Consider the following 23,973-nt stretch of genomic DNA (forward strand, 5'->3'; position numbering starts at 1 on the left):
TAGCAGTTGGCTTTTTGTTCCATGAATTAATACCCGCGCCAGACTTTTCGTCTAAGCACGCCTGCGTACGCCCATTCCTCTTCTTCCGTCATGTCCGCTAGTGTTTGGCTCAAAGCGTTCATTTTGCTGTCGATCTGGTCCAGGTAATGGAACATAACAGCTGTTGGCGTTTTTCCAGATACAGCACTGCCCCAGCCGTTCTCTACCTCTCCATGATGACTCAAAATGCAATGCTTCAAGTGCAGAACCTCCGCGTCCCCTAAAGCAATATCTAGCTTGCGGCAAATGCCACTCACCATCTCGACTCCCATGACCAGGTGACCAATTAACTGACCTGGCGTGGTGTAATCCGGTGCGATGGGATCAGATAGCTCGTACAGTTTTCCAATATCGTGCAAAATACAAGTCGCAATCAGTACATCCCTGTCTACTTGTGGATAAAGTGGTAAGAGGCTCTGTGCCGCCGTCAACAGAGAGACAATATGCTCGAGCAAACCATGATAATAGTTGTGGTGCATACGAACGCCAGCCGGATAATGGCGAAGGCGGTCCTGAATCTCCTCTGTTGCCAGCGCTTCTTGAATAATGGCCTTGAGCGTGGCACTCTGCAGGCTGTCGACTGCATGGGTAAGCTTTGTCCACAGTTCATCTACTGGAAATGGAGAGATCGGAATGAGCGACTCCATCTGAACTTCGTCTGATGCGGCAGCCGGTCTGATCCGTTGAATCACCAGTTGCTTTTTCCCACGATACACTTGGACGGCAGCGTCGATCTTCACGACAGCCTTGACGTTGATCCATTCCTTCATTTCTGCATTGACATCCCATAGCTTTGCCGTGATCGTTCCGGAGCGATCTCCCAGCTCCAAATTCAAGTATTCACTCTGGTTACTCGCTACGCCAGCTTCCTTGCTTTTAATCAGGCAAAAAGCGACAACACGCTCTCCCTCTTGATAATCCAATAAATATTTCATCTATTTGTCCCATCCTAGCTTATTTTTTTCGGAACAGGGTTTCTTCCAGCTTTTTCACTATTTTCTTGCCAACCAGATCATCCGCAGATCGAACTACCTTCGTAATGACAGCCAAGAGGTCTTCTTCGCCATTCCAATGCTCACGTACAATCGATTCATCGATGTCCACCAAAATCTTGCGCAAAGCATAAACGGCCAAAATGACGTCGTCCACAAGCCCGAATCCGCCCACTAATACCTCCGGAATAAAATCAACCGGGGTAATGAAGTAGGCAACCGCTACACCTGCTAACGCTTTTGATTGAACACCTACGCGCTTGTCCAGCATAAGGCGAGCCAAGAGAACAAACAAATCGGGTGCAAGCAATATAAAGTTGGCTACTGAATCATTGACTCCCTTGTCTCTAATGAACGCTTCGATTTTGTCACGCAATTTATCATAAAATCGCTGATGTTTTTCCGGTAATACTACAGGAACCAGTTCGGTTGGCTTTTGAACCACAGGCAGTAGATTTTCGTTGCGGTTTTCTTCACTCATTCTGATCCCTCCGTAATTGCTTTTTTACATTCTTCTTGTGTCTGAAATACGACCAGGTTGCGATCAATGCGAGCAAAGCGATAAAGAAAATCGCGAGGTTACGAGCAATCAAATCAAACAGCTCATCCCAGCGTTCTCCTAATTGCCAGCCAAGCGTCACAAAAAGCAAGCTCCAAAACAGCCCACCCAAATAGGTATAAAGCATGAAAGTCGGAAATGGCAATCGCGTGATCCCCGCAAAATAGGCCGTAAACTGACGAACACCAGGGATGAAATAGCCTAGCGGAAGCGCCCATTTGCCGATGCGATTAAACCACTCTTCCGTTTTTTTGTAAACGGTATAGCCCATCCCTAGTCGTTTCCCATATCGTTCGAGAAAAGGGTAACCTAGCGTTCTGCCGATCCAATATGCCACCGTCATCGCTGTAACGGAACCGAGAAAGCAGACGAAAAAAGTAGGCCAAAATTGCAATTTTCCCGTTGAGACAAGAAATCCAGAAAAAACGAGCAGCGTTTCTTCAGGTAAGGGCATCCCCAAAATTCCTAGAAAGAACAATCCAAACAAGGCGCCATACCCATATTGCGTAATATAGTCACTAAAGGTTCCCATTACATCAGCCACGAATGTCACCACTTTTCCAGCAAGCTACCCTCTTCCATTATGCCAAAAGAAAGGCGCATTCACAAATCAGAGCTCGTATGGCAACTATTAATTTTTGCCAACTTGGAGATACTCTACAGCATCAAACAAAAAACAAATCCAGCTTCACCATTCGCCTTACCCTTAGGGGATATGACAGACAAATGACTTGGGACAAACGAGGGATAGCACGGATGTGGAAAAAGACATATCGAAAGCTAAAATTCGAATATTACAAGGTGCTGAGAATGAAAGGGGCTCCAGCTTTTGTCGCCCGCGGATTTTCGCTCGGAATCTTCATCGAGTTCATTACCCTACCTACTTTTGGCCTTGCGTTTTTGTTGCTTTTCCCACTTTGCAAGCTGTTTCGCGCCAGCTTGCCCGCTGCTTTGGTTGCGTTTGTCATCGGAAAGCTCATCTTACCGCTTTTCATTCTTTTCAATTACAATATTGGATACGTGTTGATCGGCAAACCGTTACAAGGGCAATTGATCCATCACGAGCCTGGGATGCAATGGCTTGTCTGGGTGAAAGAAAAAGGACTTGTCTATTTTACCGGGAGTGCCATCATGGGGCTGATTGTCGCTTTTGCGAGCTACATTCTCGTTTTAACTGGCCTTCAATTGTATCGTCGTAAGAAATTGCGGCGCTCATTTCCTGAGGAAAGCCCTACCCCTTAATCGCTCGAACGAAAAAGACCGGTCTGACAATCGAATGTCAGTCCGGTCTTTTTTGCTCGCAATGTTATGCAAAGTAGCCTTTATCGTGCAGGTGCTCCATGATTTCGGCAACAGTTTTGTCTTCGTTCAAGAGCTCCACGGTTACTTCCACTTGCTCTGGGGACAAACCGTTCGCTCCGAGGCTTTCCTTGATCAACACGTCGTTAGGGCGACGGAAGTACGTTTGCAACGTACGCTTCACACGTCCTTCCAGACTTGTTCTCAGCATCAATTCAGTTGTAGACATCTGTTCCACCTCTTTCCTAGAAAGATTTGCGTAACCCCTATTATCTTATAAAACCGTGGAATAATCAACCTTTCTGCGAAATAGCTTCCTTGTATAGTTGATCCCGGTTTTGGTCATGGGAAGAACAGAGATGTTCATCGATCGATACACCATCATACGTCAGTTGGGAAAACTGCTCTCTGAGTACGTCTTCCTCTACGTTATTGGCGATAGCCTCGAACACAACTGCACGTGCATCCAACAAATATTGGCGATCCCGTTCAATCCGATGCAGGATTTCCTCGCGTCCTTTTGCAGGTACTCCGTGGCCAGGAATAACTTCTTCCACTTCTCCTTGTAAGACCAACTGCTCGATTTTTTCCAGACTCTCCAAATAGGCACTACTATCATCGATAAACGGGAACTCCAAATTGGATAGCATGTCACCGACAACCAGCAGCTTCTGCTCCCGGAACAAGGTCGCCATCTGATCGGATGTATGTCCTGGTACAGGCAAGAAAAAGACTTCCTGCCAATCCTGTGCATCCTCTACTAATTTCGCGAATGTCGGCATTCCTACTTCATACGATCTGACCACGTAATACGACCCGTCAAACCGTTTCGCCTTGTTCAGCTTCTTCTCGATCCGTCCAGCGGTGAGGATTTCCTTTTGTGCAATGACTGTGGCATCCGGAAATTTGCCAACTCCGACTACATGATCCCAATCTCCGTGAGTCAGGACGAGAATAAGCTCCCTTCCATTCCTCTCACTCTGCACATAATCAGCAATCGCCTCTATCTCATGGGGAAAATAGGCCGGATCAAACAAGTAGAGACGTTGTTCGGTTGATACAACTGCACTGGTCGTTTGCCACAGACAACTTGTAAACAGCTTGTAGGATTGTGCCATATCTATATGCCTGGCATGATGTTGCGCTTATGCTCAGAGATTCGATGCAGGTAATCAATACGTTCTTTGGCTTCTGGTCGAGTTTCCCCTGTAATCAGCAAACGATCCAGATCCTCATAGGTGAAGCCCATCTCTTGTTCATCCGTCTGTCCTTCCCACAAATCGGCAGAAGGCGGCTTCGTAATTATCTCTCCTGGCACCCCGAGCTCAGCTGCGAGTATTCGCATCTCATGCTTCGTCAGGCTTGCTACTGGATTAAAATCGGCAAGACCGTCTCCGCCTTTTGTCATATAACCAACATGAATCTCGCTGCGGTTGCACGTATCCGCTACCAAGTATCCTTTTTGGTTAGCGATGGCGTACAACACTGTCATGCGCAAACGAGCCTTTGTATTTCCCTTTGTTTTATCATCAAGCCCAAGTACACTTTCGATAGCAGGAACCAAAGCGTCGTAGGCAGGCCCTACATCTACCTTGTGCAAGTGAAAGCCAATCGCTTCAGCAAGTCGCTTGGAATCTGTTTCATGAACGGTTTGCGAGTAAGCAGGCAACCAAACGCCAATAACACGTTCAGAGCCTAATGCACGAACACACAGCGCTGCCGTAACCGCACTGTCAATCCCACCAGAAATACCGACGACTGCACCGCCGAGGCCATTTCCGTCAATTTGCTCACGAATAAAGGCAATACGTTTTTCCACGTCTTCTTTTACATGAATCTGGTAGTTCGCCAGATGTTCTTGAAACTTGTCCATGCTACCTACCCCCAGGGTTGAGTATTTCTCCCTCATCCTACCATGCCGTTTTCGGTGTGGCAATTGGCACAGAACGGGACTACACTATATACTATAGAGAGTTCTTGACTAACGAGGAGAAGGAGAGAGTCGATGATTATCCTCAAGACACCTGAAGAAATTGAACTCATGCATGCAGCAGGCAAGACTTTGGCTGCTTGTCATCGTGAGATTGCCAAGATGATTCGTCCAGGCATTTCTACCTGGGAGATTGATCAATTCGTAGAAGAATTTTTGGCTAAAAATGGCGCAACCCCTGAGCAAAAAGGGTTTCATGGATATCCCTATGCCACATGCGGTTCAGTAAATGATGTCATCTGCCATGGCTTCCCGAAAAAAGAGCCTCTGCGTGATGGCGATATCGTAACAATCGACATGGTTGTTCGCAAAAATGGTTGGCTGGCAGACTCCGCTTGGTCTTATGAAGTGGGGACAGTGTCCCCAGAAGCGAAAAGACTGCTGGAAGTCACTGAAAAATCGCTGTATCTCGGTATTGAGCAAGCTGTTGTAGGCAATCGGATCGGCGACATTTCCCACGCCATCCAAACGTATGCGCAAGCACAAGGCTATTCCGTCGTGCGCGATTTTACCGGACATGGAATCGGTCAGGAAATGCATGAGGAGCCGTTCGTTCCTCACTTTGGCCCTCCTGGCAGAGGACAACGCCTTAAAGAAGGCATGGTCATTACCATTGAGCCTATGCTAAACATCGGGACGTACCATGCGACTGTCGATGAAGATGGTTGGACAGCACGTACACGCGATGGGAAGCTGTCCGCTCAATACGAGCACACTCTCGCTATTACCGCGGATGGACCTGTTATCTTAACAAAACAATAAGGATGTACGAAGAGCCCTTGCATTGTCAGGGCTCTTTCTTTTTCTCCCAATGTGCTCGGTCGCACATCCAAGCGTTGACATCCCTTCTGCCGCTCCGTATGATGCAAGTACGCTTTGTTACTACTCAGTAACAAACTTATCCGACCAGCAACTGCTAAGCACAAGGAGGGTTCCATCCCATGTCCGATACACTCTCATCTAAGCAACTACGAGATATCCCATTGTCCGTTCTCGATTTAGCACCCATTACAGAAGGCAGCAACGCTGCTGAATCGTACAAAAACAGTCTCAATTTGGCGCAACAGGTGGAAAAATGGGGCTTTACTCGTTATTGGCTCGCCGAACACCACGCAATGCCCAGCGTAGCCAGCTCTGCCACCTCCGTTCTCATCGGTTACATTGCCGGTGGCACCAGCAAAATCCGTGTAGGCTCAGGCGGCATTATGCTACCCAATCATGCTCCACTCGTAATCGCCGAGCAATTCGGGACACTGGAGTCCCTCTATCCAGGCCGGATCGACTTAGGTCTTGGACGCGCACCCGGGGCGGACCAACGAACATCACGAGCGCTACGCCGCGATTTGCGGATTGGTGGAGAGGATTTCCCGGAGTTACTGGAGGAGCTACGTGAATATCTTCGTCCACGAACTAGCGAGTCGGCATCAGCTATCCGCGCTATCCCTGGTGAAGGTCTGAACATCCCGATCTGGCTACTCGGATCCAGTGATTTCTCAGCGAGACTGGCGGGCATGCTCGGATTGCCGTTTGCTTTTGCTGGACATTTTTCGCCGAACTTCACCTTGCCTGCATTGCAGACGTATCGCCATTGTTTCCGTCCATCGGAAGTGCTGGATCAGCCATATGCCATGGTTGGCGTCAATGTGATGGCAGCCGATACCGATGAGCTCGCGAATCGACTGGCAACCTCCCATTACCAAGCATTCTTAAATCTCGTCCGCGGCGATCTCAAGCCTATCCAACCACCTGTGGACAATATGGATGAGCTATGGAGCGAATTCGAAAAACTGTCTGTCCAAGCACAGCTGCGTTCTTCCATCATCGGTAGCCCGGCTACCGTGAAAAGCAAACTACAAGAGCTACTCGATGCTACAGGCGCAGATGAGCTCATGATTACGACGCAAATGTACCACCATGCCGATCGCGTGCGCTCTTTTGAAATTGTCTCCGACGTCTGGAAGTCCTAAATGGGGGATAGAATATGACGGAAGCAAAACGGCCTCGCGTGCCTCGGGAAAAAGCACAAGAGATCATATTGAACGCTGCTGAAGAATTGTTTTATCAAGAAGGGATCCATGCCGTCAGTGTAGACGCCATCGTAGAGCGTGCCGGAATGAATAAAATGAGCGTCTATCGGCAGTTTTCCTCGAAAACGGACCTGATTCTCGCCTATATGACCCGAAAGCAAGACGTTTTTTGGCAAGAGTGGGAAGAGAGCATCGCCAAACATCCCAATGGGCCACGAGAGCAGCTCATTCAGTTTTTTGCTGATCTGGCTGAGCGCGCGACCAACGAGCAATTTCGCGGCTGTTGTTTTATCAATGTAGCTGTCGAGTTTCCTGATCCGGTTCATCCTGTTCGCGAGTTGGTATGCTCCCATCAGAAACGAATCCGCGACGCTTTTTTGGAGCGCACGACTGCCCTTGGCGCTGCGAATCCATGCGAGCTGGCCTATATGCTGATCTTGTTGATGGAAGGTACTTACGCGGATAGCCAGACGTACGGAACCGATAGTGCAGCGATCCGCATGGTTCCTGCCATCGTAGAAAAAGTTTTGGACCAAGCGCTTCATAATTAAAAAAGTGGCTTTCTGCCTTCATCGGGCAGTTGCCACTTCCTCTTTTTGTCGCTCATACAGCTGTTTTAGCGCCGGACACTGGTCGCATACTTTTCTTGTTTCGCCGTCATCGCTTCTAATTCTTTGACGTCTTGTTCCAAGTCACAGATGTCTTCTTCAATCAGTTTTTTCAGATGTTGCTTTTCCCGCAGGATTTTGCGGGTTTGCTCCAAACGCTCATTCAAATCGAACACGCCGAGATACACTGCTTTTCCCTCCCTATGTAGGTTTTCCACCTTACATGTTATGCAGCAATCGCCAGAAGTTGCTGACCATTTTTTGTAGGGTCAAAATAGGTAAAAAAGTGAAAAGAGACTTCCGATGAGCGTAAAGCCCTGGAAGTCTCTTTATTTGCTTTAAAGTCCTTTGTATTTGCCCAATTCTTCGCGTAGGCGATACACTTCCTGTACCAAAGCACGCTTCTCCAGACGGTCAATCTCCTGATCCAAATCGTTCATACGTGCATGTCCACTATATGGGGCATCATGCATCGGGAAACCGTCAGAAGCGTATGACCACTGCGGTTCCTTTGGCATGATCATCGCCATCAGCAAGTAAAGCAAAATCGGTACTCCTGTAAAAACAGTGAGAACGACAACTCCTACACGTACCAGCGTAGAGTCAATGCGTAAGAATTGCGCAATCCCACCACAAACTCCAAATAACCGTTTATCATGAGAACGGTATAGTCGTCTTTCCATCATTGCATTCCACCCTCTCTACAGTATCCGCTTGCCTTGTATCTACAGGATACCCGATAGGCGATTCCGGTAAAATGGTCCGTAGAGGGATTTGTCCTCCGTCGCTGGACGGAGATCAATCATTTGGCAGGAGGCTCATAAACGGGGCGGGGACGATCAAACTGTTCTCCCAGAGTCGCATACGTATGGCCCGCTAATCTGCTAACAGGAGCAAACGCTGCGGCATCAATCCGTCCTGCATGATACAGCTCATCCGCTACATGTACATGCACCACTTCCCCGATAATCAAATCCGAAGTCGTCGGACTACCTAATTCCACAATCTGATGCAGCTTGCACTCAAAATGGATGCGGGATGCACGCAGTCTCGGCACCTTGACGAGAACAGATGGGGCGACTTCCAGCCCCAATGCCTCTACTTCACTGATCTCTGGCGGATAATCAGCAGAAGTCTGATTGACTACATCCACATTGTGTACGTCCACCATATTGACCACGAATTCTCCCATTTGCATGATGTTTAGAGCCGTATCTTTTGGGACACTACCCGGCTTGCGCATGACGGCAACCGAAACCATCATCGGTTCAATACTAGCGACATTAAAATAACTGAAAGGAGCAGCATTGACGATGCCTCCCTCCCCTAACGAAGTGACCCAAGCGATCGGCCTCGGGACGATACATCCGATCAAGAGCTTGTATTTTTCCTGCCGTTCAATCTCGTGAATGGCGATTTCCATTGCGTTTTTACACCTCTTCCTATTCCTGCGGTGGCAACCAGCTTGACATGTATGCCTCATCCTCAATTTGCAACGCTTGCTTTGTAACGTGAAGCGGGTGGAATGTGTCCAGCATGACAGCCAGCTCTTGCGTTTCTTTTTTCCCAATGCTCGCCTCTACCTTGCCTGGATGCGGCCCGTGAGGAATCCCCATTGGATGCAGAGTGATCGAACCCTCGTAAATACCTTTTCTACTCATAAAATTGCCATCTACGTAGTATAACACCTCATCACTTTCTACATTACTGTGGTAGTAAGGCGCAGGGATCGCTTGCGGATGATAATCGTACATCCGCGGAACGAACGAGCAGATGACAAAGTTTTGACCGGCAAAGGTTTGATGTACAGGTGGCGGTTGATGTATGCGCCCAGTAATCGGTTCAAAATCATGAACACTCAATGCATACGGGTACAAATAACCGTCCCAGCCAACGACATCAAACGGATGGAAGTCAAAGAAGTAGCTGTAGACCACCGATTGGCGTTTGACGCGCACCTCGAAGTCTCCACTTTCCACATGCGTCACCAATTTTTCCGGCAAACGAATATCACGTTCACAAAACGGCGAATGTTCCAACAATTGACCATATTCGTTGCGATATCGCTTTGGTGGTACGATCTCATTTTGGGACTCAATGACGAGGAAACGACTCTGCACAGAAGGTACAATCCGGTAGGTCGTGCCGATCGGAATAATGAGGTAGTCACCCGGCTTGTAAGTGAGTGTACCGAAAATCGTTTGCAGCTCTCCCTCTCCTTGATGGACAAAGACGACTTCATCCCCATCCGCATTGCGATAAAAGTAATCCATCGGCTCTGTTGGTGCGCATACTGCCATGACGACGTCGTTATTTCCTAGCATGTATCGACGTCCGAAAATCGGGTCCCCTCCCGGCTGAACATCAAACGTTTTAAAATGCTGATGCTTTAAATCAACCTGCTCCACATATTCCAAGCGGACGTCTGCGTATTTGCGCGTCTCCCTCACTTGAGTAGGCGGATTGTGGTGATACAGAATGGATTGAATTCCGGAAAACCCTTTGGTTCCCATCACTTGCTCGCGGTACAGTCCCCCATCCGGCTTGTAAAACGTCGTATGCCGCTTTTGTGGAACTTCCCCCATTCGTTGATAAAAAGCCATACGTTCCTTCCTCCTTTTTTCATCCTTATTCACAAATCGTATTGCGAAGCACACCGAGGCGTTCCACCTCTAGCTCCACTACATCACCTGGCGCAAGCCAAGCATACTGCTCTGTCCCCAGCTCCAAAATGCAACCAGTCCCTACTGTTCCCGATCCGATAACATCTCCGGGATACAAGGAGCAATCCTCTGAGGCGCGGGCAATCATTTCAGCAAATGTATAATGAATGTCTTTGAAGTTTCCTTTTGAATACTCCTTACCATTGATGCGTGCCACCATCCCCAGATCATAGCGGCTCCCCTTTTCGCCTGCGATACGAACATCTGCCAGCTCCTCCGGTGTAACCAGCCACGGTCCCATGGACGTTGCGAAGTCTTTGCCTTTGGCTGGCCCTAAGCCGACCTTGACCTCCTCCCGTTGTATATCGCGGGCGCTCCAGTCGTTTAAGATACAATATCCTGCGATGTGCTCTTCCGCTCGTTCAACTGGGATGTTTACGCCTGCTTTTCCAATCACGCAGGCAATTTCCAGCTCATAGTCCAGCCACTTGGTTGCTTTTGGTCTGCGAATATTCGCTTGCGTCCCTGTAAAAGCTGCTGCATTCGAAAAATAAAAGACGGGGAAGTGATACCATTCGGGCACCATCGGAAGTCCTCGTTTGGCTCTCGCTGTCATCACATGGGCCTCGAAGGCGTAAAAGTCTCGAAAGCTGGCAGGACGTGGAAGTGGCGAACCTAGCTCGACCTGCTCCAAATCCCAGTCATCCTGTGCTTCGTATGCTGCTTTGAGAACGGGTAACCAGTTCGCCCACTCTTCGAGCAATCCCAGCACTGTACTCGGCGCCCCTGGGCAAGCATGTGCAATATCTTTGACTTTTCCTTCGTGCAGAAGCCCTGCTCGCCAAGCATCCCTTTCCCTTTCTCGATAGGAAACCAGCTTCATGAAACCCTCTCCTTCTCTTGGGCAAATAAGAAAACCCAGCTCACCCCCAAAGCAATTCCGGTGCATGACAAATAAAAAGGGAAACCCTCTTTGTCAAAACGATCCGAAACAGGCATCAGGCGCAAGCTGGGTCTAGTCTGCTACTGAAAAAAATCTTTGCGAGATTTCCCCCCGCAGACAGCCAGCTATTCTCTGTTGTGTCTCCAATTGTTTGTAACGAATTTCTTCTATCATATCGAAAACGCTTACAGCTTTCCAGAGGGAAATGACGAAATTTTTCGCCTAGGTCATTTCCTTGCACGGATAATCAGGAAAAAATTGTTGGGCTAGCTGCTCCATATCACTTGGCAGTGGCTCCTCCCAGCTCATCGCAAGACCGCTACGCGGATGAACAAAGGATAGCCCCCATGCATGCAAAGCTTGTCGGCCGATATGCTCCCGTTCTCCCCCGTACAGATCATCTCCGGCTAGTGGGTGCCCTTCACTGCTCATATGTACGCGAATCTGATGCGTTCGCCCCGTCTCCAGCTTTACCTCGACAAAACTCATTCCTTCCCCTCGGGCAAGCACACGATAATGGGTAACAGCTGTCTGCCCATCCAGTCTTACCTGTCTGGTGATAAACGAATTTTCCGCAAGACCAATCGGCGCATCAATCGTACCTTCGTCAGACTCCACGATCCCTTGAACGATAGCTCGATAGGTCCGCTGCAACGTCCTGATCTGCTGCATACGACTAAATTGTTCATGTGCCCATTGATTTTTCGCCACGATCATCAAACCTGATGTATCTTTATCCAAACGGTTCACCGCCCGGAACTTTCTGTGCTCGCCACGTTTTTTCCAATACGCGATCATCCCATTTGCCAAGGTTCCACTGGGATGATTTCCTGTCGGATGAACGACCAATCCCGCTGGCTTTGCAATGACCATCAAATCCTCGTCCTCGTAACGGATGGAGAGCGGCATGTCCTCTGGGGCAACGGTCTCTTCCACCTCTTCTTCAACCATGACTGCTATTTTGTCGCCGGCTTGCAATTTTTCGTTCACAAAAACGAGGACGCCATTCCGAGTAATGGAGCCTTTAAACTTGGCACGTATGAGCAAGCGGCGTGATACACCATAACGCTTTTGCAGTACTTCTCGCACAGTTTGCCCTGCATCTGCCTCATCAACCGTGAAGCTTATTAATTCTTCTAGCATGTTGTCTCTCCTTTAAGTCTTCCCTCCCCCTCAGTATAGCAAAAAACGATCATGGCTGTTTGGCCATAACCGTCTGATATGCTGATCCGATGCTGTCCTTTACTTCGATGACAAATGCATGCCCTGCATCACCTTGCGCCCACTGACCGCGAACGTCAAACAAATACCAACCTGGCTGTTCGGGCGCCTTCCACTGATTGCCGTTCTCTATTACTTGCTCCACTTCTTTCATGCCGTTCCATTGGGTGACCTTGAGCGTATTTGTAGTTGGCTGCTGGGCAAAAGTGATGGTCATCGTGGCCCCTGGCCTTACTTGCAGTGGGGCAGGCTTATGCTCTGCGACAAGTTCCGGTGGTGCCGCCATATCTTTGCAGATCGACTCGTTATTATAGCTCCAGCAGGAAGATGCAGGAACCGTCACAGCTGTTTTTCCGCTCCATTCAATGACTGGCTGTGGTGGTTCTGCAAGCTGCGAAGTCCCTTGCGCGGACGATCCGTTCCCACACCCTGTCAGTAACAGTGTCGCTATCAGAAATAGTTGGCCAATCCATCCTACCTTTTTCATCCAATCACCTCAAACCTATGACGCGAGAAAAAGGGGATTCGTTTCATACGATTCAGCTCAGACGAAAAGTGCCCTATGATTGCCAAACACTAGTTGGGATCGAAAAAGAAGTAGAGACCTCTTTCAGATAGTCATCGAGCTGTTCTGCCGGATGATAGATCGGTTTGCCATGGCACACTTCCAAATGGCGTGGTTGCAATTGGCGGACGATCAAACTGCTTTTGAGTGCTTGCGCCATATCCGCCGTAAACATCGGCATGGGACGATGCAATCTGCCGCGTTTGGAAGTAAACAAGTCTCCCGCCAAAAGCACTCCGTCCTTTTCGTGATAATACACCACATGCCCTGGAGAATGACCAGGTGTCAGATAAGGTTGCAGTCCGCCAATTGGAGCTACATTCCCTTCGGCATCCTCTGGCAAAGACTGAGCTAGGCCAGGCTGGACGTTTACTTCCAGCTTTTTACGACGAGGATACAGCTCTTTCCCTTCCATATACGGAATCTCGATTCGATGGGCAAAGACTGGTACGAATTCTGCCGCCGCTATTTTTTTAACGGCCCCCACATGATCCGAATGACCATGCGTCAGCAAAATTCGTTTGAGTGGTCCTGCATTCAGCTGCTTGATAAAAGCCATAATCCGTTTCGTCATAAATGGCATCCCCGCATCGACAAGCGTAACGCCATCCTCCTCCCTGACAATCCAAACCCGCAAAGGAATCAACAACCACGCTTTGATACACCAAATGTTCGCCGAGATTTGCTCCACTCTGATCATTCTCTGGTCACTCCCTGTTCATTATTTTTTGACTTCCTGCTAGAAAAACATCCACGGATAGAGCAAATGTAGGGGCTAGCCTTTCCATCAAGCTGTCCAATGGTTCTTCGGAATGTGTATACGTACCGACGATGCCATGCAGCGTGTAGAAATAAACTCGTGCATAGGCAAGCGCTTTTTCTTCCTCTATCTCAGTTGGCAAGCAACGTCTCACAGCCTGCCTCAACAAACCAAACAATTGATTGCGCAGCGATTGCAATTCTTTTTCCGGTTCCTCTACATCGATCCGAGAGGCATTGATCATGAAGAATAACGTATACATCGTTCGATTGCGCAAGCAAAAGTGGATAAACTGACTGCTGATTTCACGCAGGATCTCTTCTGGTGTTCGTCCTTGTTTGGACAGTGTTTCTTCCATTTGTAGCGCCAAGCTTTGCAACGGTTCCTTGGACAGATGATGAAGCAGTGCTTCTTTGTCCTTGAAATAAATGTAGAGGGTTGTATGGGAACAGCCGGCTGCTTTGGCGATTTCCCTGATGGATACTGTATCAAAGCCTCGGGTAGCGAAAAGGTCTGCTGCCGCCGTCAAAATCGCCCGTTTCGTTTCTTCTGAGCGTATTTCTTGTTTGCTTGCCATGCTTGATAGTCAACTCCTTACTTCTCGAAAAAAATTAGTAACCGGCGGTTAGTAACCGTTGGTTATAATATAACCACTGGTTACTAAATCCGTCAAGACGATTTTTTCCACTTGCTGCAAATAAAAAAACTCCCTTTCCGTCACATGGACAAAAAGGGAGCTTACTTATGAAAATTGCTTACTTCGCAGCTTGTGCAGCAGCAATCGCAGCTTCGTAGTTTGGATGCTCACCAGCAGCAGCCACATACTCAGCGTGTACAACCTTGTCGTTTGCATCGATTACGAATACAGCACGAGCCAAGAGACGGAACTCTTTGATCGCTACGCCATAAGCTGTACCGAAGGACAGGTCTTTGTGGTCAGATACTGTTTTCACTTTGTCGATGCCAGCAGCACCGCACCAGCGGTTTTGCGCGAATGGCAGGTCAACGGAAACAGTCAGCACAGTTACGCCTTCCAATTTCGCAGCCTCTTCGTTGAAACGGCGAGTTTGTGCATCGCACACGCCAGTGTCAATAGAAGGGATTACGGAGATGATGCGAACAGTGCCTTTGGAATCTTCCAAAGTTACAGGGGACAGATCGCCACCTACTACAGTAAAGTTAGGAGCAGTATCTCCTACTTTGATTTCAGGACCGAGCAGTGTTACAGGACCACCTTTGAATACAAATGCGCCTTGACGCTCAACAGCAGTTGTCATGATTTCTTCCTCCTCACCAAATCTTTCATATGTACCTCAATATCATACCCTATCATTCACTTTTTTTCACTATGCCAATAGTAGAAATTACAGATTCACTTGCACTTTTCCGCTTCGCTTGGCTTGTACCTCGGCGATTCGCTTCACTTCATGCTCATACTCCCAATCCGTTTTCGCATTCAGCTCATGACAGCGCATCAGCGCGTGATAGAGGGCAAAAGCGAAGGTAACCTGCTTCATTTCGTACCGCGTTCCATGTGCTTTCGGCAATGCTGTGTTGATAATTTCAATTTGATACGTGGCTTTTCCCCGCTTGTCCCTGACTGGCACGATATACCCCATACGCTTTAAGACATGGCCGTAATCGAATTCTCCCTCATCGTCAAAATCAATGGTGTCGTCCGATGTTGCCAAATACTCCAGCAAGGTCCCCATATCCAGCGTTTCGAAGCAAGCAGGCTGTGGCATGGACAAAACTGAGCCGTCATTGTTTACAAAATAAATGTGGTCGCGATAATGAAAGATCAGTTCATCTTCTGGAACTTCGTCGGGAAACATCCAGTGATTTTGCGGAATCAGGTAACGCCAGATTTGTGCAGGTTCACTATGGAGTAATTCCATGGCAGGGCTCCCTCCTTTTCCCTACCAGTTTTGGCAAAACTAGCACTGGCTATTCAGACTGCTCTTGCATGTAGCGTCGCCAATTCCCATGCAAAATGTGCACTCCTGTTTGCTTGACCAGGTCTTGATCCAAATAACGATATACGTAGACGTTCACGACCTGACCTGTTCCTTCCACGGTCGCTGGCACGATGATCCGTTCATATTCATTGCACGGATCACCCTCGCCATAGTACGTCTCCAGCTCGTCCAGTCCAGCTAGTGCTTGCTCGTACACGTCAGGGGCAAACGTGACGATCTCCCCCACGATCCCCTGCTCTCCTTTCAGCAATCCCGGATAGCCTGCTGGCAAATGATAGATGTCACCTTGAATCATCGCAGGTGTTGCCTCATGCTGATACGGTTTTACATAATTCCTATAATTACCAAAGCCCGTCAAAAGTGTGCCGTACACAAATACAGGCAGCTTGTCGTACTGATTGCTCATGTTCATCCATCCTCCTGTGATCGAAAAAAGGGTGTCTTGTGTCGAGAAAATTTTGTATATTTGTTCTATATATAATTTTAATACGTCTTTTTTTCCGAGACGTAAGGGGGAGAGAATAATGAAAAAGAGAAAAATCAATCGCCTACTGGTAGCAAACCGCGGTGAGATCGCCATTCGGATCTTTCGTGCAGCAACGGAACTCGGCATACGTACGGTAGCCGTGTACTCCGAGCAAGACAACGTTTCTATCCATCGCTTCAAGGCTGACGAGTCTTACTTGGTCGGAGCGGGTAAAGGGCCTATTGAGGCTTACCTCGATATCGAAAGTATCATCGAAATAGCCAAGCGCAACGATATCGATGCCATTCACCCAGGCTATGGATTTCTTGCTGAAAACGCTGATTTTGCAAAGCGTTGCCAAGAGGAAGGCATCATTTTCATTGGACCATCCCCTGAGCTGATCGACAAATTCGGGGACAAGGTAGAAGCACGTCGTCTTGCGATTGAAGCGGAAATCCCAGTGATTCCTGGCACTCCGGAGCCCATCGAAACACTTCAAGAGGCACTTCTCTTTGCCAAAGAATACGGCTACCCCATCATTATTAAAGGTGTATCTGGCGGCGGAGGCCGTGGCATGCGTATCGTCCGCAGTCAGGAGGAATTGCAAGATTCGTTAGATCGCGCACGTTCCGAGGCCCGCTCTTCCTTTGGCAATGCTAAGGTGTATCTGGAGCGATACTTAGAACAGCCCAAACACATCGAGGTCCAAATTCTCGGAGACAACTACGGAAACATCGTCCATCTGTATGAGCGCGATTGCTCTGTTCAACGGCGCCATCAAAAAGTGGTCGAAGTGGCACCGAGCCTATCGTTGAATGACAAACTGCGTGAAGAAATTTGCCAGGCTGCTCTCACTCTTATGCAAAAAGCCGGTTATTCGAACGCTGGTACTGTCGAGTTTTTGTTAACGCCGGACAAGCGTTTTTATTTTATAGAAGTCAATCCTCGCATTCAAGTAGAGCATACCATCACAGAGCTCATCACTGGAATCGACATTGTTCAGTCACAGATTCGCGTAGCTGAGGGTCATGCGCTCTCCGGTGAGGAGATTGGCATCAGTGCGCAAAGTGATATCCAGATGAGTGGTTTTGCCATCCAGTGCCGTGTCACAACAGAAGACGCTGAAAACAACTTCCTGCCAGATGCCGGCCGCTTGTCCGCCTGGCGTTCTGGTGGCGGCTTCGGCGTAAGGCTGGACGGCGGCAATGGTTATCCAGGCGCGATCATTACACCGTTTTATGACTCGCTTCTGGTCAAAATCTCCACGTATGGCGCGAGCTTTGACCAAGCCGCTCGCAAAATGCTCCGCACATTGCGTGAGTTCCGTATTCGTGGCGTGAAAACGAACCTGCCGTTTTTGGAAAATGTCGTGACACATCCTGATTTTTTGAGTGGCAACTACGATACGTCGTTTATTGATACCAAACCAGAGCTGTTCATCTTCCCTGGCCGTCAGGACCGGGGTACCAAATTACTATCTTATATCGGAGACACGATTGTCAACGGATATCCTGGTCTCCAGAAATCGGAGAAAAAGCCGCACTTCGACTCACCTCGCATCCCGCGGACACCATTTGCTCAGCCATATCCGGACGGGACGAAGCAAATTCTGGATAAGGAAGGTGCCGACGGTCTGGTACGCTGGATTCAGGCACAGAAGCATGTGCTTGTTACAGACACGACATTCCGCGATGCCCACCAGTCTTTGTTTGCTACGCGTGTGCGCACCTACGATCTCGCCTCCATTGCAGAAGCGACAGGCAAGCTCGGTTCTGGGCTCTTCTCGCTGGAGATGTGGGGCGGTGCCACTTTTGACACGACGATGCGCTTTTTGCAGGAATCTCCCTGGGAACGACTGCAAATTCTCCGCCAACGCATACCGAATGTCCTGTTCCAAATGCTTTTGCGCGGAGCAAATGGCGTAGGCTACACCAATTACCCGGATAATGTGATCCACGCCTTCGTTAAAGCCTCTGCGGAAAATGGCGTTGATGTCTTTCGGATCTTTGACAGCCTGAACTGGCTTCCCGGAATGCAAACAGCCATTGAAGCCGTACGTGAATCTGGCAAGGTAGCCGAAGCAGCGATTTGCTACACCGGAGATATTCTGGACCCGACCAAGACCAAATACAGCTTGGCCTACTACGTCAATCTGGCTAAAGAATTGGAAAAAGCAGGTGCCCACATTCTCGCGATCAAGGATATGGCAGGTCTTTTGAAGCCGTATGCTGCTTATTCGCTCGTCTCTGCTTTAAAACAAGAAATCAGCATTCCGATCCATTTGCATACTCACGATACGTCAGGAAACGCTGGTGCTATGCTTCTGAAAGCAATCGAAGCAGGCGTGGATATCGTCGATGCTTGCGTCAGCTCCATGTCTGGACTCACTTCCCAGCCAAGCTTGAACGGGTTGATCGCGAGCCTAGCCCATACGGAGCGTGAGACTGGCTTGTCTCTTGAATCGTTCAACAAGCTGTCGGATTACTGGGAGGATGTACGTCCGTACTACCAAGGCTTTGAAAGTGGCATGAAGGCGAGCAACACTGAGGTGTACGTTCACGAAATGCCTGGCGGACAATACACCAATCTGGAGCAACAAGCCAAAGCGGTTGGTCTGGAAGGTCGTTGGGACGAAGTGAAACACATGTATGCTGTCGTCAATCAAATGTGTGGTGACATTGTAAAAGTGACCCCGTCATCCAAGGTAGTCGGTGATATGGCATTGTTCATGGTCCAAAACAACTTGAATGAGGAAAACATTTGGGAGAAAGGCACACGCCTCGACTTTCCGGATTCGGTCATTCAATTTTTCCAAGGGTATCTTGGCCAACCGCCGGGAGGGTTCCCGAAGGAGTTGCAAGAGCTCGTGCTAAAAGGTCGCGATGCCTTTACTGCACGTCCTGGCGAATTGCTCGCGCCTATTGACTTTACGCAAGTTACGGCTGAGTTGGAAGCCAAAATCGGACGTGAGCTCAGTCAGCTAGACGTCCTGTCCTATATCATGTATCCGCAAGTCTATTTGCAATTTGAACAACGCCTGAAGGAATACGGAGACCTGTCGGTATTGAATACCGGAACGTTTTTCTACGGATTGCGTCCGGGTGAGGAAACCGCCATTACGATCGAGCGCGGTAAAACGCTGATTATCAAGCTGGTCGCAGTTGGCGAGCTTCATCCAGATGGCAGACGCATCATCTATTTTGAACTGAACGGACAGCCACGTGAAATCTTCATCCGTGACCAATCCGCAAAAGTCTCTGAACTGATCCGCCGAAAAGCAGAAGCCCAAAACCCTGGCCACCTCGGTGCCTCTATGCCTGGAAAAGTGCTCAAGGTGCTTGTAGCAGAAGGTGACAAGGTGCGTAAAGGCGAGCATCTTTTGGTGAGTGAAGCGATGAAAATGGAGACGACGATTCAAGCCCCACTCGACGGAAAAATTAAAGCCGTCTACGTGAAAGCAGGCGAAGCCATTCAAACTGGCGATCTGCTCATTGAAATGGAGTAGGCATCGTCTATAATAGGAGATAGTAAATTGTTCCTGGGGATTCATTCCATTTGCTTTTAAGGAGGTGACCGACATGAAAACGAATCGAGTCAGCCATGTTCCATTTACGCAGCGGGTAGGCCGCTATCGTACCCATATGCTTCAGGCAAAATTAAGCACGCCGGTCAATCCAATCTTCCGTTATAATTTGCAGCCGTTCTACACTCGTCAGCAGCAATGGACAACAGAGCTTTCCGATTCCTTATCGCGTCTCTACCGGTTTTCCTCCGATTTGGAGAAGAGTGCTCGGGAATTTATAGCCGCGGGTAAAGATAGCGAAGCTGGACCTGACATGGAGCTATTCCATGAGCGAACACACTCGTTAGTAAGTAAATACAATCACCTGCAGCTATTTCTTACGGAAAAGGCAGATACCTTGACGGCGCAAAAGCTGGATGCATTCGCTCAAGTGGCAAAAGACGCAGAGGAAAAACTCCAAATGTTTGGAATCAAGCTGTTACCAGATGGACAACTGGAAATGGACGATGAGAAATGGCTGGAGGCCGTACAGACCCACTATGTGGACTATACAAATACAATGGAGCGAGTAGCCCAAGCATTCAGAGCAGGTACATTGGGATTGCAAAGCAAGCCCCTCGGCTCCTTTTCACGGTACTACGAGGAAGCGATGGCTCTCCATCCTTATATCGCCTCCTCCAGCTCGAGCCTTCATTATCAGCATGTTGCGAAAACAGGCTTGTATGTAAACGAACGCTGGTAATGTCATACGCTTACTACTGAAAAAACAGGTATGCCCCTTTTGTGGAGCATACCTGTTTTGTGCTTGCCTTACTTTCGATCCATCAGGTCTTCCAAATCTTGTTCTTCTGCTCTGGCAATTATCGTATTGGAATAAACAGTGGGTTCATCCGATTTGGTAAACATCCCCTGAACTTTATCCACGATTTGCGGAACAGAATCCAAAATCCGGTCATAGAGATGGGTCGTATTTTCAAGCGGAATCGAGCGAATTCCTTGTTTGCCAACGACCAAAAAAGCTACAGGTGTGATGGAGACACCGCCCCCACTACCCCCGCCAAACGGGTGACCAGCATGCTCATGCTGTTGATTGTGTTGGTGCCCATTATGCTGGTGATCGTATTGGAACTCACTACCCCCTGCTGCGAAACCAAATCCTACCTTGGAGATCGGAAGAATGACACTACCGTCAGGTGTCTCAACCGGATCACCTATAATTGTATTCACGTCCACCATTTGCTTGAGATTTTCCATCGCTGTTCTCATCAGGCCTTGAATCGGGTGGTCTGCCATATTTGTCGCTCCTCCTTCCTGTCTGTGTCATGTTTTATCATTCCCCCAACAAATCCGGAGCATGTACCCTACACAAGGGAATAAATATGCGGGCTCCCACCTTTGTGATTAGGCACGCGTAGGCGTAGCTTGCCATTTTTGTTGTTTACTTTTTCGAATCCGTAGAATTACTTTTAGCGCATAGAAAACGAAGTGACCCAAACTAAAATGTAACACCGCTTGAACTTTCGTATGTAGAAGGGCTTGGTTCCAGACAGGCTGTACACTCATGGCAGGCATCGTCTGTAAAGAGATGGAGTGAGAGAGAATCCCGACAATCAGACTTTTCACTCCCCAGATTAGTCCTGTCAGCGCCCCTGTTTCCGCTGCCTGACCTGTGCCCAACAACGTATGCCATTCTAACTTCGTACAGCGAATTTGTTTGAACAGGTCTTTTAGCAAAGGCAGCAAATCACGCACTCTTTCCAGCACGTCACGATAATTTCGATACCATACCTTCACTTGCCTCCGCGTAAAATCTTTGACCTTTTCCCGAAGCTTGCTTCCTTGCTGGATCGTTTCCACCTTTGCGACAAGCTCAGGCCCAGTTTCTGTCATTTTCAAGAGGAGAATGGGAATTTCGTATTTCCTGCGAATGATACCCCAAGCTGCAATCGTAATTTCCAATTGATCATTATCGCCCTCGCGACTGTAAAAACACGTCAATTGTATTGGCGTAATCGCTAGTAGGACAAATAAACCAAACAATGCTAGCAACACCCATACCATGAAAAAATCCCACCCCTTCCACGTTAGTATGAGTGGAAAGAGCAGGAAATATGTTCAGCATTTTTATTAATCAAGTACGTATACTTTGACGCCTTTTTGCAAGCCATGATTTTCAGCTTCGTTCAACGTCGGAAGATACAGATCCACATGGCGTTGCTTTACCGCACCACCGATATCAGCTGCCACTGCATAGCCGTAGCCATCGATGTACAAGTGCGTACCAAGCGGGATGACATTTGGATCAACCGCTACTACACCTTCGCGCAGTGGATACTCCAGATACGACAGGATTTTGTCGTTCGGGTAGCTGTAAGCAGTCGTCTGTACCGTTAATTCCTGGCGAAAAGGTGTTCCGTTTGCGAGAGCTTTTGTCGTTCTCGGCTTATCCGGAAGCAAGTGAAGGGCCGCGTATGTGGCTGCTTCGGCTCTCGTCATATACTTGTTCGGCTTTAATGTACCGTCCCCATAGGAACTCATTAACCCGTTTTGCATGGCGTAAACGAGTGGGCGTTGCTCTTTCTCTTTCACGTTGTTCCCATCCGGGTATTGGTTCAATGTCTGGATCGTCGTAGACCACTTCAGGTTATTGACTACCCCGCTGTCCCCCATTGTTCTTACCAGGATAGAGGCGAGCTCTGCTCTTTTTACTGGGGCATCCGGATGTAAAAACAGGTGATTCCCCTGCTTCTGCCCATGGACAATTCCCAGTCGATAGGCCGTCTCTGCATAAGGCGACAGCCAGCTGTTTCCCGGTACGTCCGCAAAGGATGATTGCTTGTTGCCAAGAGGTTCAATTCCTTTCGCATTCACAAACATCGTGAGCAGTTCACCCAATGTCACATTGTCATCAGGTCGAAAATATTCGTTTTGACCAATTACGTCCGCTATGTAAAGTTGATTGATTTCTTGTTCTGCCCAATGGCCGCTAATGTCTACATAAGGTGTTTCGTTCATTTTCGTTGTTTCTGCCTCGACAACTGGTGTACCTATTAGCAAAAAGGCTGCCAGCGAGGCAAGGATCATCCGTTTCTTCATCATCAACCTCCATGGGGAAATATGCGATTCCTTTCGTACCATTTTATCGAACTATTTTGTAAAAACAACGAACAATAGTTTCCAGTCAAAAGGAAAGCCCTCGAACAGCATCATGACGAATACTGTTTCGAGGGCTGCATGAGCAATGGTTAAATGGCAAAAATGTGTTTGCCGATCTTTTTCACTTGTGTACGTGACCAAATCCACTTGGAGGTCGCCGTAACAGGGTTAAAGTAGTAAATAGAATTGTTTGTCGGGTCCCATCCTCGTACGGCATCCCAAGCTGCCTGATAAGCAGTCTTGTTAGGAGTCATCCAGAATTGTCCATCATCTACAGCGGTAAACGCTAATGGCTCAAAGATGACACCGGCAAGTGTATTGGGAAAGTTTTTGGACTGGACACGGTTCAACGCGACCGCAGCCACAGCTACTTGGCCCTCATAAGGTTCTCCGCGTGCTTCGGAATAGACCAGCTGTGCCAGCATCTGCATTTCCGCTTTATTTACCGACACTTTCTTTAGAACGCGCCATGTATTTGGTCCAGTGATACCGTCAATCGATAAGCCGTATGCTTTTTGAAACTGTCTGACGGCCTTTGTTGTATTTGCACCGTAAATGCCATCCAATTTGCCGTTGTAGTAACCCAGCATCTGCAAACGATACTGCAGATCCCATACATCCCCGTTCACACTTCCGCGCTGAATCTGTGTGGCTGCCAGGGAGTCGGCCGGGAAAATAAACGCTACAGCCATAAAGGCAGCAAGCAAGGTTAATACTGCTTTCTTGCTCCACCACATAAATTGTTCCCTCCTTTACCCAACCCATTCTACAAGTTGGCGAAAGTAGGTTCAATTCAAGTATTTTGGCACAAGTGGCAATATGTACCTGCCATTATCCTTTTGGCCGGAACATGACTGCTGTGATAAATCCGAAGACGATGGCAGCCGAAATCCCCGCACTCGTCACTTCAAAAATGCCGGTAATAATGCCAATGACTCCATGCTTCTCGGCCTCCGCCATTGCACCGTGTACCAGTGCATTTCCAAAGCTCGTGATGGGTACTGTCGCTCCTGCTCCGGCAAAATGAACCAGTGGCTCGTATAGACCGAGTCCGTCTAGCACTGCTCCAGTGACAACAAGAGAGGACATCGTATGGGCAGGTGTGAGCTTGACGACATCCATGAGAAATTGACCGATTAAGCAAATCGTTCCTCCTACGAGAAACGCCCACAAAAACATCATG

General features: G+C 48.5%; 29 protein-coding genes. 6 read left to right on the forward strand and 23 right to left on the reverse strand.

Annotated elements, in window-relative coordinates; all coding sequences use genetic code 11:
- Window positions 1-26: 26 nt before the first annotated feature.
- Genes HPY28_RS07915 through HPY28_RS07925 form a run of 3 tightly spaced genes read right to left on the reverse strand, consistent with a single transcriptional unit; the run spans window position 27 to window position 2,134 of the window.
- The gene (locus HPY28_RS07915) at window positions 27-974 is read right to left on the reverse strand and encodes a 3'-5' exoribonuclease YhaM family protein (RefSeq protein ID WP_017250364.1); all 948 of its coding nucleotides are present in this window, start codon (window positions 972-974) and stop codon (window positions 27-29) included.
- 19 nt (window positions 975-993) lie between these two features.
- Window positions 994-1,512 carry a YkvA family protein gene (locus HPY28_RS07920; protein WP_017250365.1) on the reverse strand — a complete coding sequence of 173 codons (519 nt, stop codon included), beginning with the start codon at window positions 1,510-1,512 and terminating at the stop codon, window positions 994-996.
- Window positions 1,505-2,134 (reverse strand): DedA family protein, encoded by a 630-nt coding sequence (locus tag HPY28_RS07925; protein WP_174230353.1) that lies wholly within the window; start codon window positions 2,132-2,134, stop codon window positions 1,505-1,507. The genes HPY28_RS07920 and HPY28_RS07925 overlap by 8 nt, the downstream gene beginning before the upstream one ends.
- A 212-nt stretch (window positions 2,135-2,346) precedes the next feature.
- Between HPY28_RS07925 and HPY28_RS07930 the strand changes: the two genes are divergently transcribed.
- Complete coding sequence (locus HPY28_RS07930) at window positions 2,347-2,832, forward strand: DUF2062 domain-containing protein (protein WP_026043234.1); 486 nt, start codon at window positions 2,347-2,349, stop codon at window positions 2,830-2,832.
- 64 nt (window positions 2,833-2,896) lie between these two features.
- Here the strand turns inward: HPY28_RS07930 and HPY28_RS07935 are convergent, their stop codons facing one another.
- The 3 genes from HPY28_RS07935 to nadE all read right to left on the reverse strand — a co-directional run bounded on the left by HPY28_RS07935 (window position 2,897) and on the right by nadE (window position 4,762).
- Window positions 2,897-3,118, reverse strand: a complete 222-nt coding sequence (locus HPY28_RS07935; RefSeq protein ID WP_173622297.1) for a hypothetical protein — start codon at window positions 3,116-3,118, stop codon at window positions 2,897-2,899.
- Window positions 3,119-3,182: 64 nt separating this feature from the next.
- Window positions 3,183-4,007, reverse strand: a complete 825-nt coding sequence (locus HPY28_RS07940; RefSeq protein WP_174224444.1) for an MBL fold metallo-hydrolase — start codon at window positions 4,005-4,007, stop codon at window positions 3,183-3,185.
- A gap of 2 nt (window positions 4,008-4,009) precedes the next feature.
- Window positions 4,010-4,762 (reverse strand): NAD(+) synthase, encoded by a 753-nt coding sequence (gene nadE / locus HPY28_RS07945; RefSeq protein ID WP_174230354.1) that lies wholly within the window; start codon window positions 4,760-4,762, stop codon window positions 4,010-4,012.
- Between the two features lie 132 nt (window positions 4,763-4,894).
- Between nadE and map the strand changes: the two genes are divergently transcribed.
- The 3 genes from map (at window position 4,895) to HPY28_RS07960 (ending at window position 7,457) form a co-directional block, all read left to right on the forward strand.
- Entirely contained in the window at window positions 4,895-5,641 is a 747-nt protein-coding gene (gene map / locus HPY28_RS07950; protein ID WP_173622299.1) for a type I methionyl aminopeptidase, read from the forward strand.
- 179 nt (window positions 5,642-5,820) lie between these two features.
- Window positions 5,821-6,846 carry an LLM class flavin-dependent oxidoreductase gene (locus HPY28_RS07955; protein ID WP_017250372.1) on the forward strand — a complete coding sequence of 342 codons (1,026 nt, stop codon included), beginning with the start codon at window positions 5,821-5,823 and terminating at the stop codon, window positions 6,844-6,846.
- A 14-nt stretch (window positions 6,847-6,860) separates the two neighbouring features.
- Entirely contained in the window at window positions 6,861-7,457 is a 597-nt protein-coding gene (locus tag HPY28_RS07960; RefSeq protein WP_017250373.1) for a TetR/AcrR family transcriptional regulator, read from the forward strand.
- A 65-nt stretch (window positions 7,458-7,522) separates the two neighbouring features.
- On the opposite strand, the gene HPY28_RS07965 is transcribed toward HPY28_RS07960, so the two are convergent.
- The 12 genes from HPY28_RS07965 to HPY28_RS08020 form a co-directional block, all read right to left on the reverse strand.
- Window positions 7,523-7,702, reverse strand: a complete 180-nt coding sequence (locus HPY28_RS07965; protein WP_174230355.1) for a hypothetical protein — start codon at window positions 7,700-7,702, stop codon at window positions 7,523-7,525.
- A 150-nt stretch (window positions 7,703-7,852) separates the two neighbouring features.
- On the reverse strand, window positions 7,853-8,200 hold the full coding sequence (locus tag HPY28_RS07970; RefSeq protein ID WP_017250375.1) for a PspC domain-containing protein: 348 nt from the start codon (window positions 8,198-8,200) through the stop codon (window positions 7,853-7,855).
- A 116-nt stretch (window positions 8,201-8,316) separates the two neighbouring features.
- Window positions 8,317-8,937 carry a flavin reductase family protein gene (locus HPY28_RS07975; RefSeq protein ID WP_174230356.1) on the reverse strand — a complete coding sequence of 207 codons (621 nt, stop codon included), beginning with the start codon at window positions 8,935-8,937 and terminating at the stop codon, window positions 8,317-8,319.
- Between the two features lie 19 nt (window positions 8,938-8,956).
- Window positions 8,957-10,117: a homogentisate 1,2-dioxygenase gene (locus tag HPY28_RS07980; RefSeq protein ID WP_174230357.1), complete on the reverse strand. Its 1,161-nt coding sequence runs from the start codon at window positions 10,115-10,117 to the stop codon at window positions 8,957-8,959.
- 25 nt (window positions 10,118-10,142) lie between these two features.
- Window positions 10,143-11,060 carry a fumarylacetoacetate hydrolase family protein gene (locus tag HPY28_RS07985; protein ID WP_174230358.1) on the reverse strand — a complete coding sequence of 306 codons (918 nt, stop codon included), beginning with the start codon at window positions 11,058-11,060 and terminating at the stop codon, window positions 10,143-10,145.
- Window positions 11,061-11,342: 282 nt separating this feature from the next.
- Complete coding sequence (locus HPY28_RS07990; RefSeq protein WP_174230359.1) at window positions 11,343-12,263, reverse strand: RluA family pseudouridine synthase; 921 nt, start codon at window positions 12,261-12,263, stop codon at window positions 11,343-11,345.
- 49 nt (window positions 12,264-12,312) lie between these two features.
- Window positions 12,313-12,828: a hypothetical protein gene (locus tag HPY28_RS07995; protein WP_017250380.1), complete on the reverse strand. Its 516-nt coding sequence runs from the start codon at window positions 12,826-12,828 to the stop codon at window positions 12,313-12,315.
- A gap of 73 nt (window positions 12,829-12,901) precedes the next feature.
- Window positions 12,902-13,606, reverse strand: a complete 705-nt coding sequence (locus tag HPY28_RS08000; RefSeq protein ID WP_017250381.1) for an MBL fold metallo-hydrolase — start codon at window positions 13,604-13,606, stop codon at window positions 12,902-12,904.
- Window positions 13,607-13,613: 7 nt separating this feature from the next.
- A complete protein-coding gene (locus HPY28_RS08005) occupies window positions 13,614-14,243 on the reverse strand; it encodes a TetR/AcrR family transcriptional regulator (RefSeq protein ID WP_017250382.1) in 630 nt (209 codons plus the stop codon).
- A 178-nt stretch (window positions 14,244-14,421) separates the two neighbouring features.
- Window positions 14,422-14,943 carry a thiol peroxidase gene (gene tpx / locus HPY28_RS08010; protein ID WP_007717107.1) on the reverse strand — a complete coding sequence of 174 codons (522 nt, stop codon included), beginning with the start codon at window positions 14,941-14,943 and terminating at the stop codon, window positions 14,422-14,424.
- A gap of 87 nt (window positions 14,944-15,030) precedes the next feature.
- Window positions 15,031-15,564, reverse strand: coding sequence for a hypothetical protein (locus HPY28_RS08015; RefSeq protein ID WP_017250383.1), 534 nt, complete (start codon window positions 15,562-15,564; stop codon window positions 15,031-15,033).
- Window positions 15,565-15,613: 49 nt separating this feature from the next.
- Window positions 15,614-16,051 (reverse strand): gamma-glutamylcyclotransferase family protein, encoded by a 438-nt coding sequence (locus HPY28_RS08020; protein ID WP_371813445.1) that lies wholly within the window; start codon window positions 16,049-16,051, stop codon window positions 15,614-15,616.
- 118 nt (window positions 16,052-16,169) lie between these two features.
- On the opposite strand from HPY28_RS08020, the gene pyc reads away from it, so the two are divergent.
- Window positions 16,170-19,616 (forward strand): pyruvate carboxylase, encoded by a 3,447-nt coding sequence (pyc, locus tag HPY28_RS08025; RefSeq protein ID WP_173622306.1) that lies wholly within the window; start codon window positions 16,170-16,172, stop codon window positions 19,614-19,616.
- Window positions 19,617-19,689: 73 nt separating this feature from the next.
- Window positions 19,690-20,376: a hypothetical protein gene (locus HPY28_RS08030; protein WP_017250386.1), complete on the forward strand. Its 687-nt coding sequence runs from the start codon at window positions 19,690-19,692 to the stop codon at window positions 20,374-20,376.
- 68 nt (window positions 20,377-20,444) lie between these two features.
- Here HPY28_RS08030 and ytfJ read toward each other — a convergent pair whose 3' ends face one another.
- The 5 genes from ytfJ to spoVAE all read right to left on the reverse strand — a co-directional run bounded on the left by ytfJ (window position 20,445) and on the right by spoVAE (window position 23,972).
- The gene (ytfJ, locus tag HPY28_RS08035; protein ID WP_069851476.1) at window positions 20,445-20,927 is read right to left on the reverse strand and encodes a GerW family sporulation protein; all 483 of its coding nucleotides are present in this window, start codon (window positions 20,925-20,927) and stop codon (window positions 20,445-20,447) included.
- A gap of 108 nt (window positions 20,928-21,035) precedes the next feature.
- Window positions 21,036-21,695, reverse strand: coding sequence for a DUF2953 domain-containing protein (locus HPY28_RS08040; RefSeq protein WP_174230360.1), 660 nt, complete (start codon window positions 21,693-21,695; stop codon window positions 21,036-21,038).
- Window positions 21,696-21,761: 66 nt separating this feature from the next.
- On the reverse strand, window positions 21,762-22,733 hold the full coding sequence (locus HPY28_RS08045) for an S-layer homology domain-containing protein (RefSeq protein ID WP_238144496.1): 972 nt from the start codon (window positions 22,731-22,733) through the stop codon (window positions 21,762-21,764).
- 146 nt (window positions 22,734-22,879) lie between these two features.
- Entirely contained in the window at window positions 22,880-23,527 is a 648-nt protein-coding gene (gene sleB / locus HPY28_RS08050) for a spore cortex-lytic enzyme (protein ID WP_174230361.1), read from the reverse strand.
- Between the two features lie 94 nt (window positions 23,528-23,621).
- Window positions 23,622-23,972, reverse strand: coding sequence for a stage V sporulation protein AE (gene spoVAE / locus HPY28_RS08055; RefSeq protein ID WP_017250391.1), 351 nt, complete (start codon window positions 23,970-23,972; stop codon window positions 23,622-23,624).
- Window position 23,973 lies beyond the last annotated feature (1 nt).

The organism is Brevibacillus sp. HB1.2 (genome assembly GCF_013332495.1).
GTDB lineage: Bacteria > Bacillota > Bacilli > Brevibacillales > Brevibacillaceae > Brevibacillus > Brevibacillus porteri.

What these genes read in the sequence shown, in the direction of transcription:
- HPY28_RS07915 (WP_017250364.1), bottom strand. Translation starts at nt 974, where the DNA reads ATGAAATATTTATTGGATTATCAAGAGGGAGAGCGTGTTGTCGCTTTT.
- HPY28_RS07920 (WP_017250365.1), bottom strand. Translation starts at nt 1,512, where the DNA reads ATGAGTGAAGAAAACCGCAACGAAAATCTACTGCCTGTGGTTCAAAAG.
- HPY28_RS07930 (WP_026043234.1), top strand. Translation starts at nt 2,347, where the DNA reads ATGTGGAAAAAGACATATCGAAAGCTAAAATTCGAATATTACAAGGTG.
- HPY28_RS07935 (WP_173622297.1), bottom strand. Translation starts at nt 3,118, where the DNA reads ATGTCTACAACTGAATTGATGCTGAGAACAAGTCTGGAAGGACGTGTG.
- HPY28_RS07940 (WP_174224444.1), bottom strand. Translation starts at nt 4,007, where the DNA reads ATGGCACAATCCTACAAGCTGTTTACAAGTTGTCTGTGGCAAACGACC.
- nadE (WP_174230354.1), bottom strand. Translation starts at nt 4,762, where the DNA reads ATGGACAAGTTTCAAGAACATCTGGCGAACTACCAGATTCATGTAAAA.
- map (WP_173622299.1), top strand. Translation starts at nt 4,895, where the DNA reads ATGATTATCCTCAAGACACCTGAAGAAATTGAACTCATGCATGCAGCA.
- HPY28_RS07955 (WP_017250372.1), top strand. Translation starts at nt 5,821, where the DNA reads ATGTCCGATACACTCTCATCTAAGCAACTACGAGATATCCCATTGTCC.
- HPY28_RS07960 (WP_017250373.1), top strand. Translation starts at nt 6,861, where the DNA reads ATGACGGAAGCAAAACGGCCTCGCGTGCCTCGGGAAAAAGCACAAGAG.
- HPY28_RS07970 (WP_017250375.1), bottom strand. Translation starts at nt 8,200, where the DNA reads ATGATGGAAAGACGACTATACCGTTCTCATGATAAACGGTTATTTGGA.
- HPY28_RS07975 (WP_174230356.1), bottom strand. Translation starts at nt 8,937, where the DNA reads ATGGAAATCGCCATTCACGAGATTGAACGGCAGGAAAAATACAAGCTC.
- HPY28_RS07980 (WP_174230357.1), bottom strand. Translation starts at nt 10,117, where the DNA reads ATGGCTTTTTATCAACGAATGGGGGAAGTTCCACAAAAGCGGCATACG.
- HPY28_RS07985 (WP_174230358.1), bottom strand. Translation starts at nt 11,060, where the DNA reads ATGAAGCTGGTTTCCTATCGAGAAAGGGAAAGGGATGCTTGGCGAGCA.
- HPY28_RS07990 (WP_174230359.1), bottom strand. Translation starts at nt 12,263, where the DNA reads ATGCTAGAAGAATTAATAAGCTTCACGGTTGATGAGGCAGATGCAGGG.
- HPY28_RS07995 (WP_017250380.1), bottom strand. Translation starts at nt 12,828, where the DNA reads ATGAAAAAGGTAGGATGGATTGGCCAACTATTTCTGATAGCGACACTG.
- HPY28_RS08000 (WP_017250381.1), bottom strand. Translation starts at nt 13,606, where the DNA reads ATGATCAGAGTGGAGCAAATCTCGGCGAACATTTGGTGTATCAAAGCG.
- HPY28_RS08005 (WP_017250382.1), bottom strand. Translation starts at nt 14,243, where the DNA reads ATGGCAAGCAAACAAGAAATACGCTCAGAAGAAACGAAACGGGCGATT.
- tpx (WP_007717107.1), bottom strand. Translation starts at nt 14,943, where the DNA reads ATGACAACTGCTGTTGAGCGTCAAGGCGCATTTGTATTCAAAGGTGGT.
- HPY28_RS08015 (WP_017250383.1), bottom strand. Translation starts at nt 15,564, where the DNA reads ATGGAATTACTCCATAGTGAACCTGCACAAATCTGGCGTTACCTGATT.
- HPY28_RS08020 (WP_371813445.1), bottom strand. Translation starts at nt 16,051, where the DNA reads ATGAGCAATCAGTACGACAAGCTGCCTGTATTTGTGTACGGCACACTT.
- pyc (WP_173622306.1), top strand. Translation starts at nt 16,170, where the DNA reads ATGAAAAAGAGAAAAATCAATCGCCTACTGGTAGCAAACCGCGGTGAG.
- HPY28_RS08030 (WP_017250386.1), top strand. Translation starts at nt 19,690, where the DNA reads ATGAAAACGAATCGAGTCAGCCATGTTCCATTTACGCAGCGGGTAGGC.
- ytfJ (WP_069851476.1), bottom strand. Translation starts at nt 20,927, where the DNA reads ATGGCAGACCACCCGATTCAAGGCCTGATGAGAACAGCGATGGAAAAT.
- HPY28_RS08040 (WP_174230360.1), bottom strand. Translation starts at nt 21,695, where the DNA reads ATGGTATGGGTGTTGCTAGCATTGTTTGGTTTATTTGTCCTACTAGCG.
- HPY28_RS08045 (WP_238144496.1), bottom strand. Translation starts at nt 22,733, where the DNA reads ATGATGAAGAAACGGATGATCCTTGCCTCGCTGGCAGCCTTTTTGCTA.
- sleB (WP_174230361.1), bottom strand. Translation starts at nt 23,527, where the DNA reads ATGTGGTGGAGCAAGAAAGCAGTATTAACCTTGCTTGCTGCCTTTATG.
- spoVAE (WP_017250391.1), bottom strand. Translation starts at nt 23,972, where the DNA reads ATGATGTTTTTGTGGGCGTTTCTCGTAGGAGGAACGATTTGCTTAATC.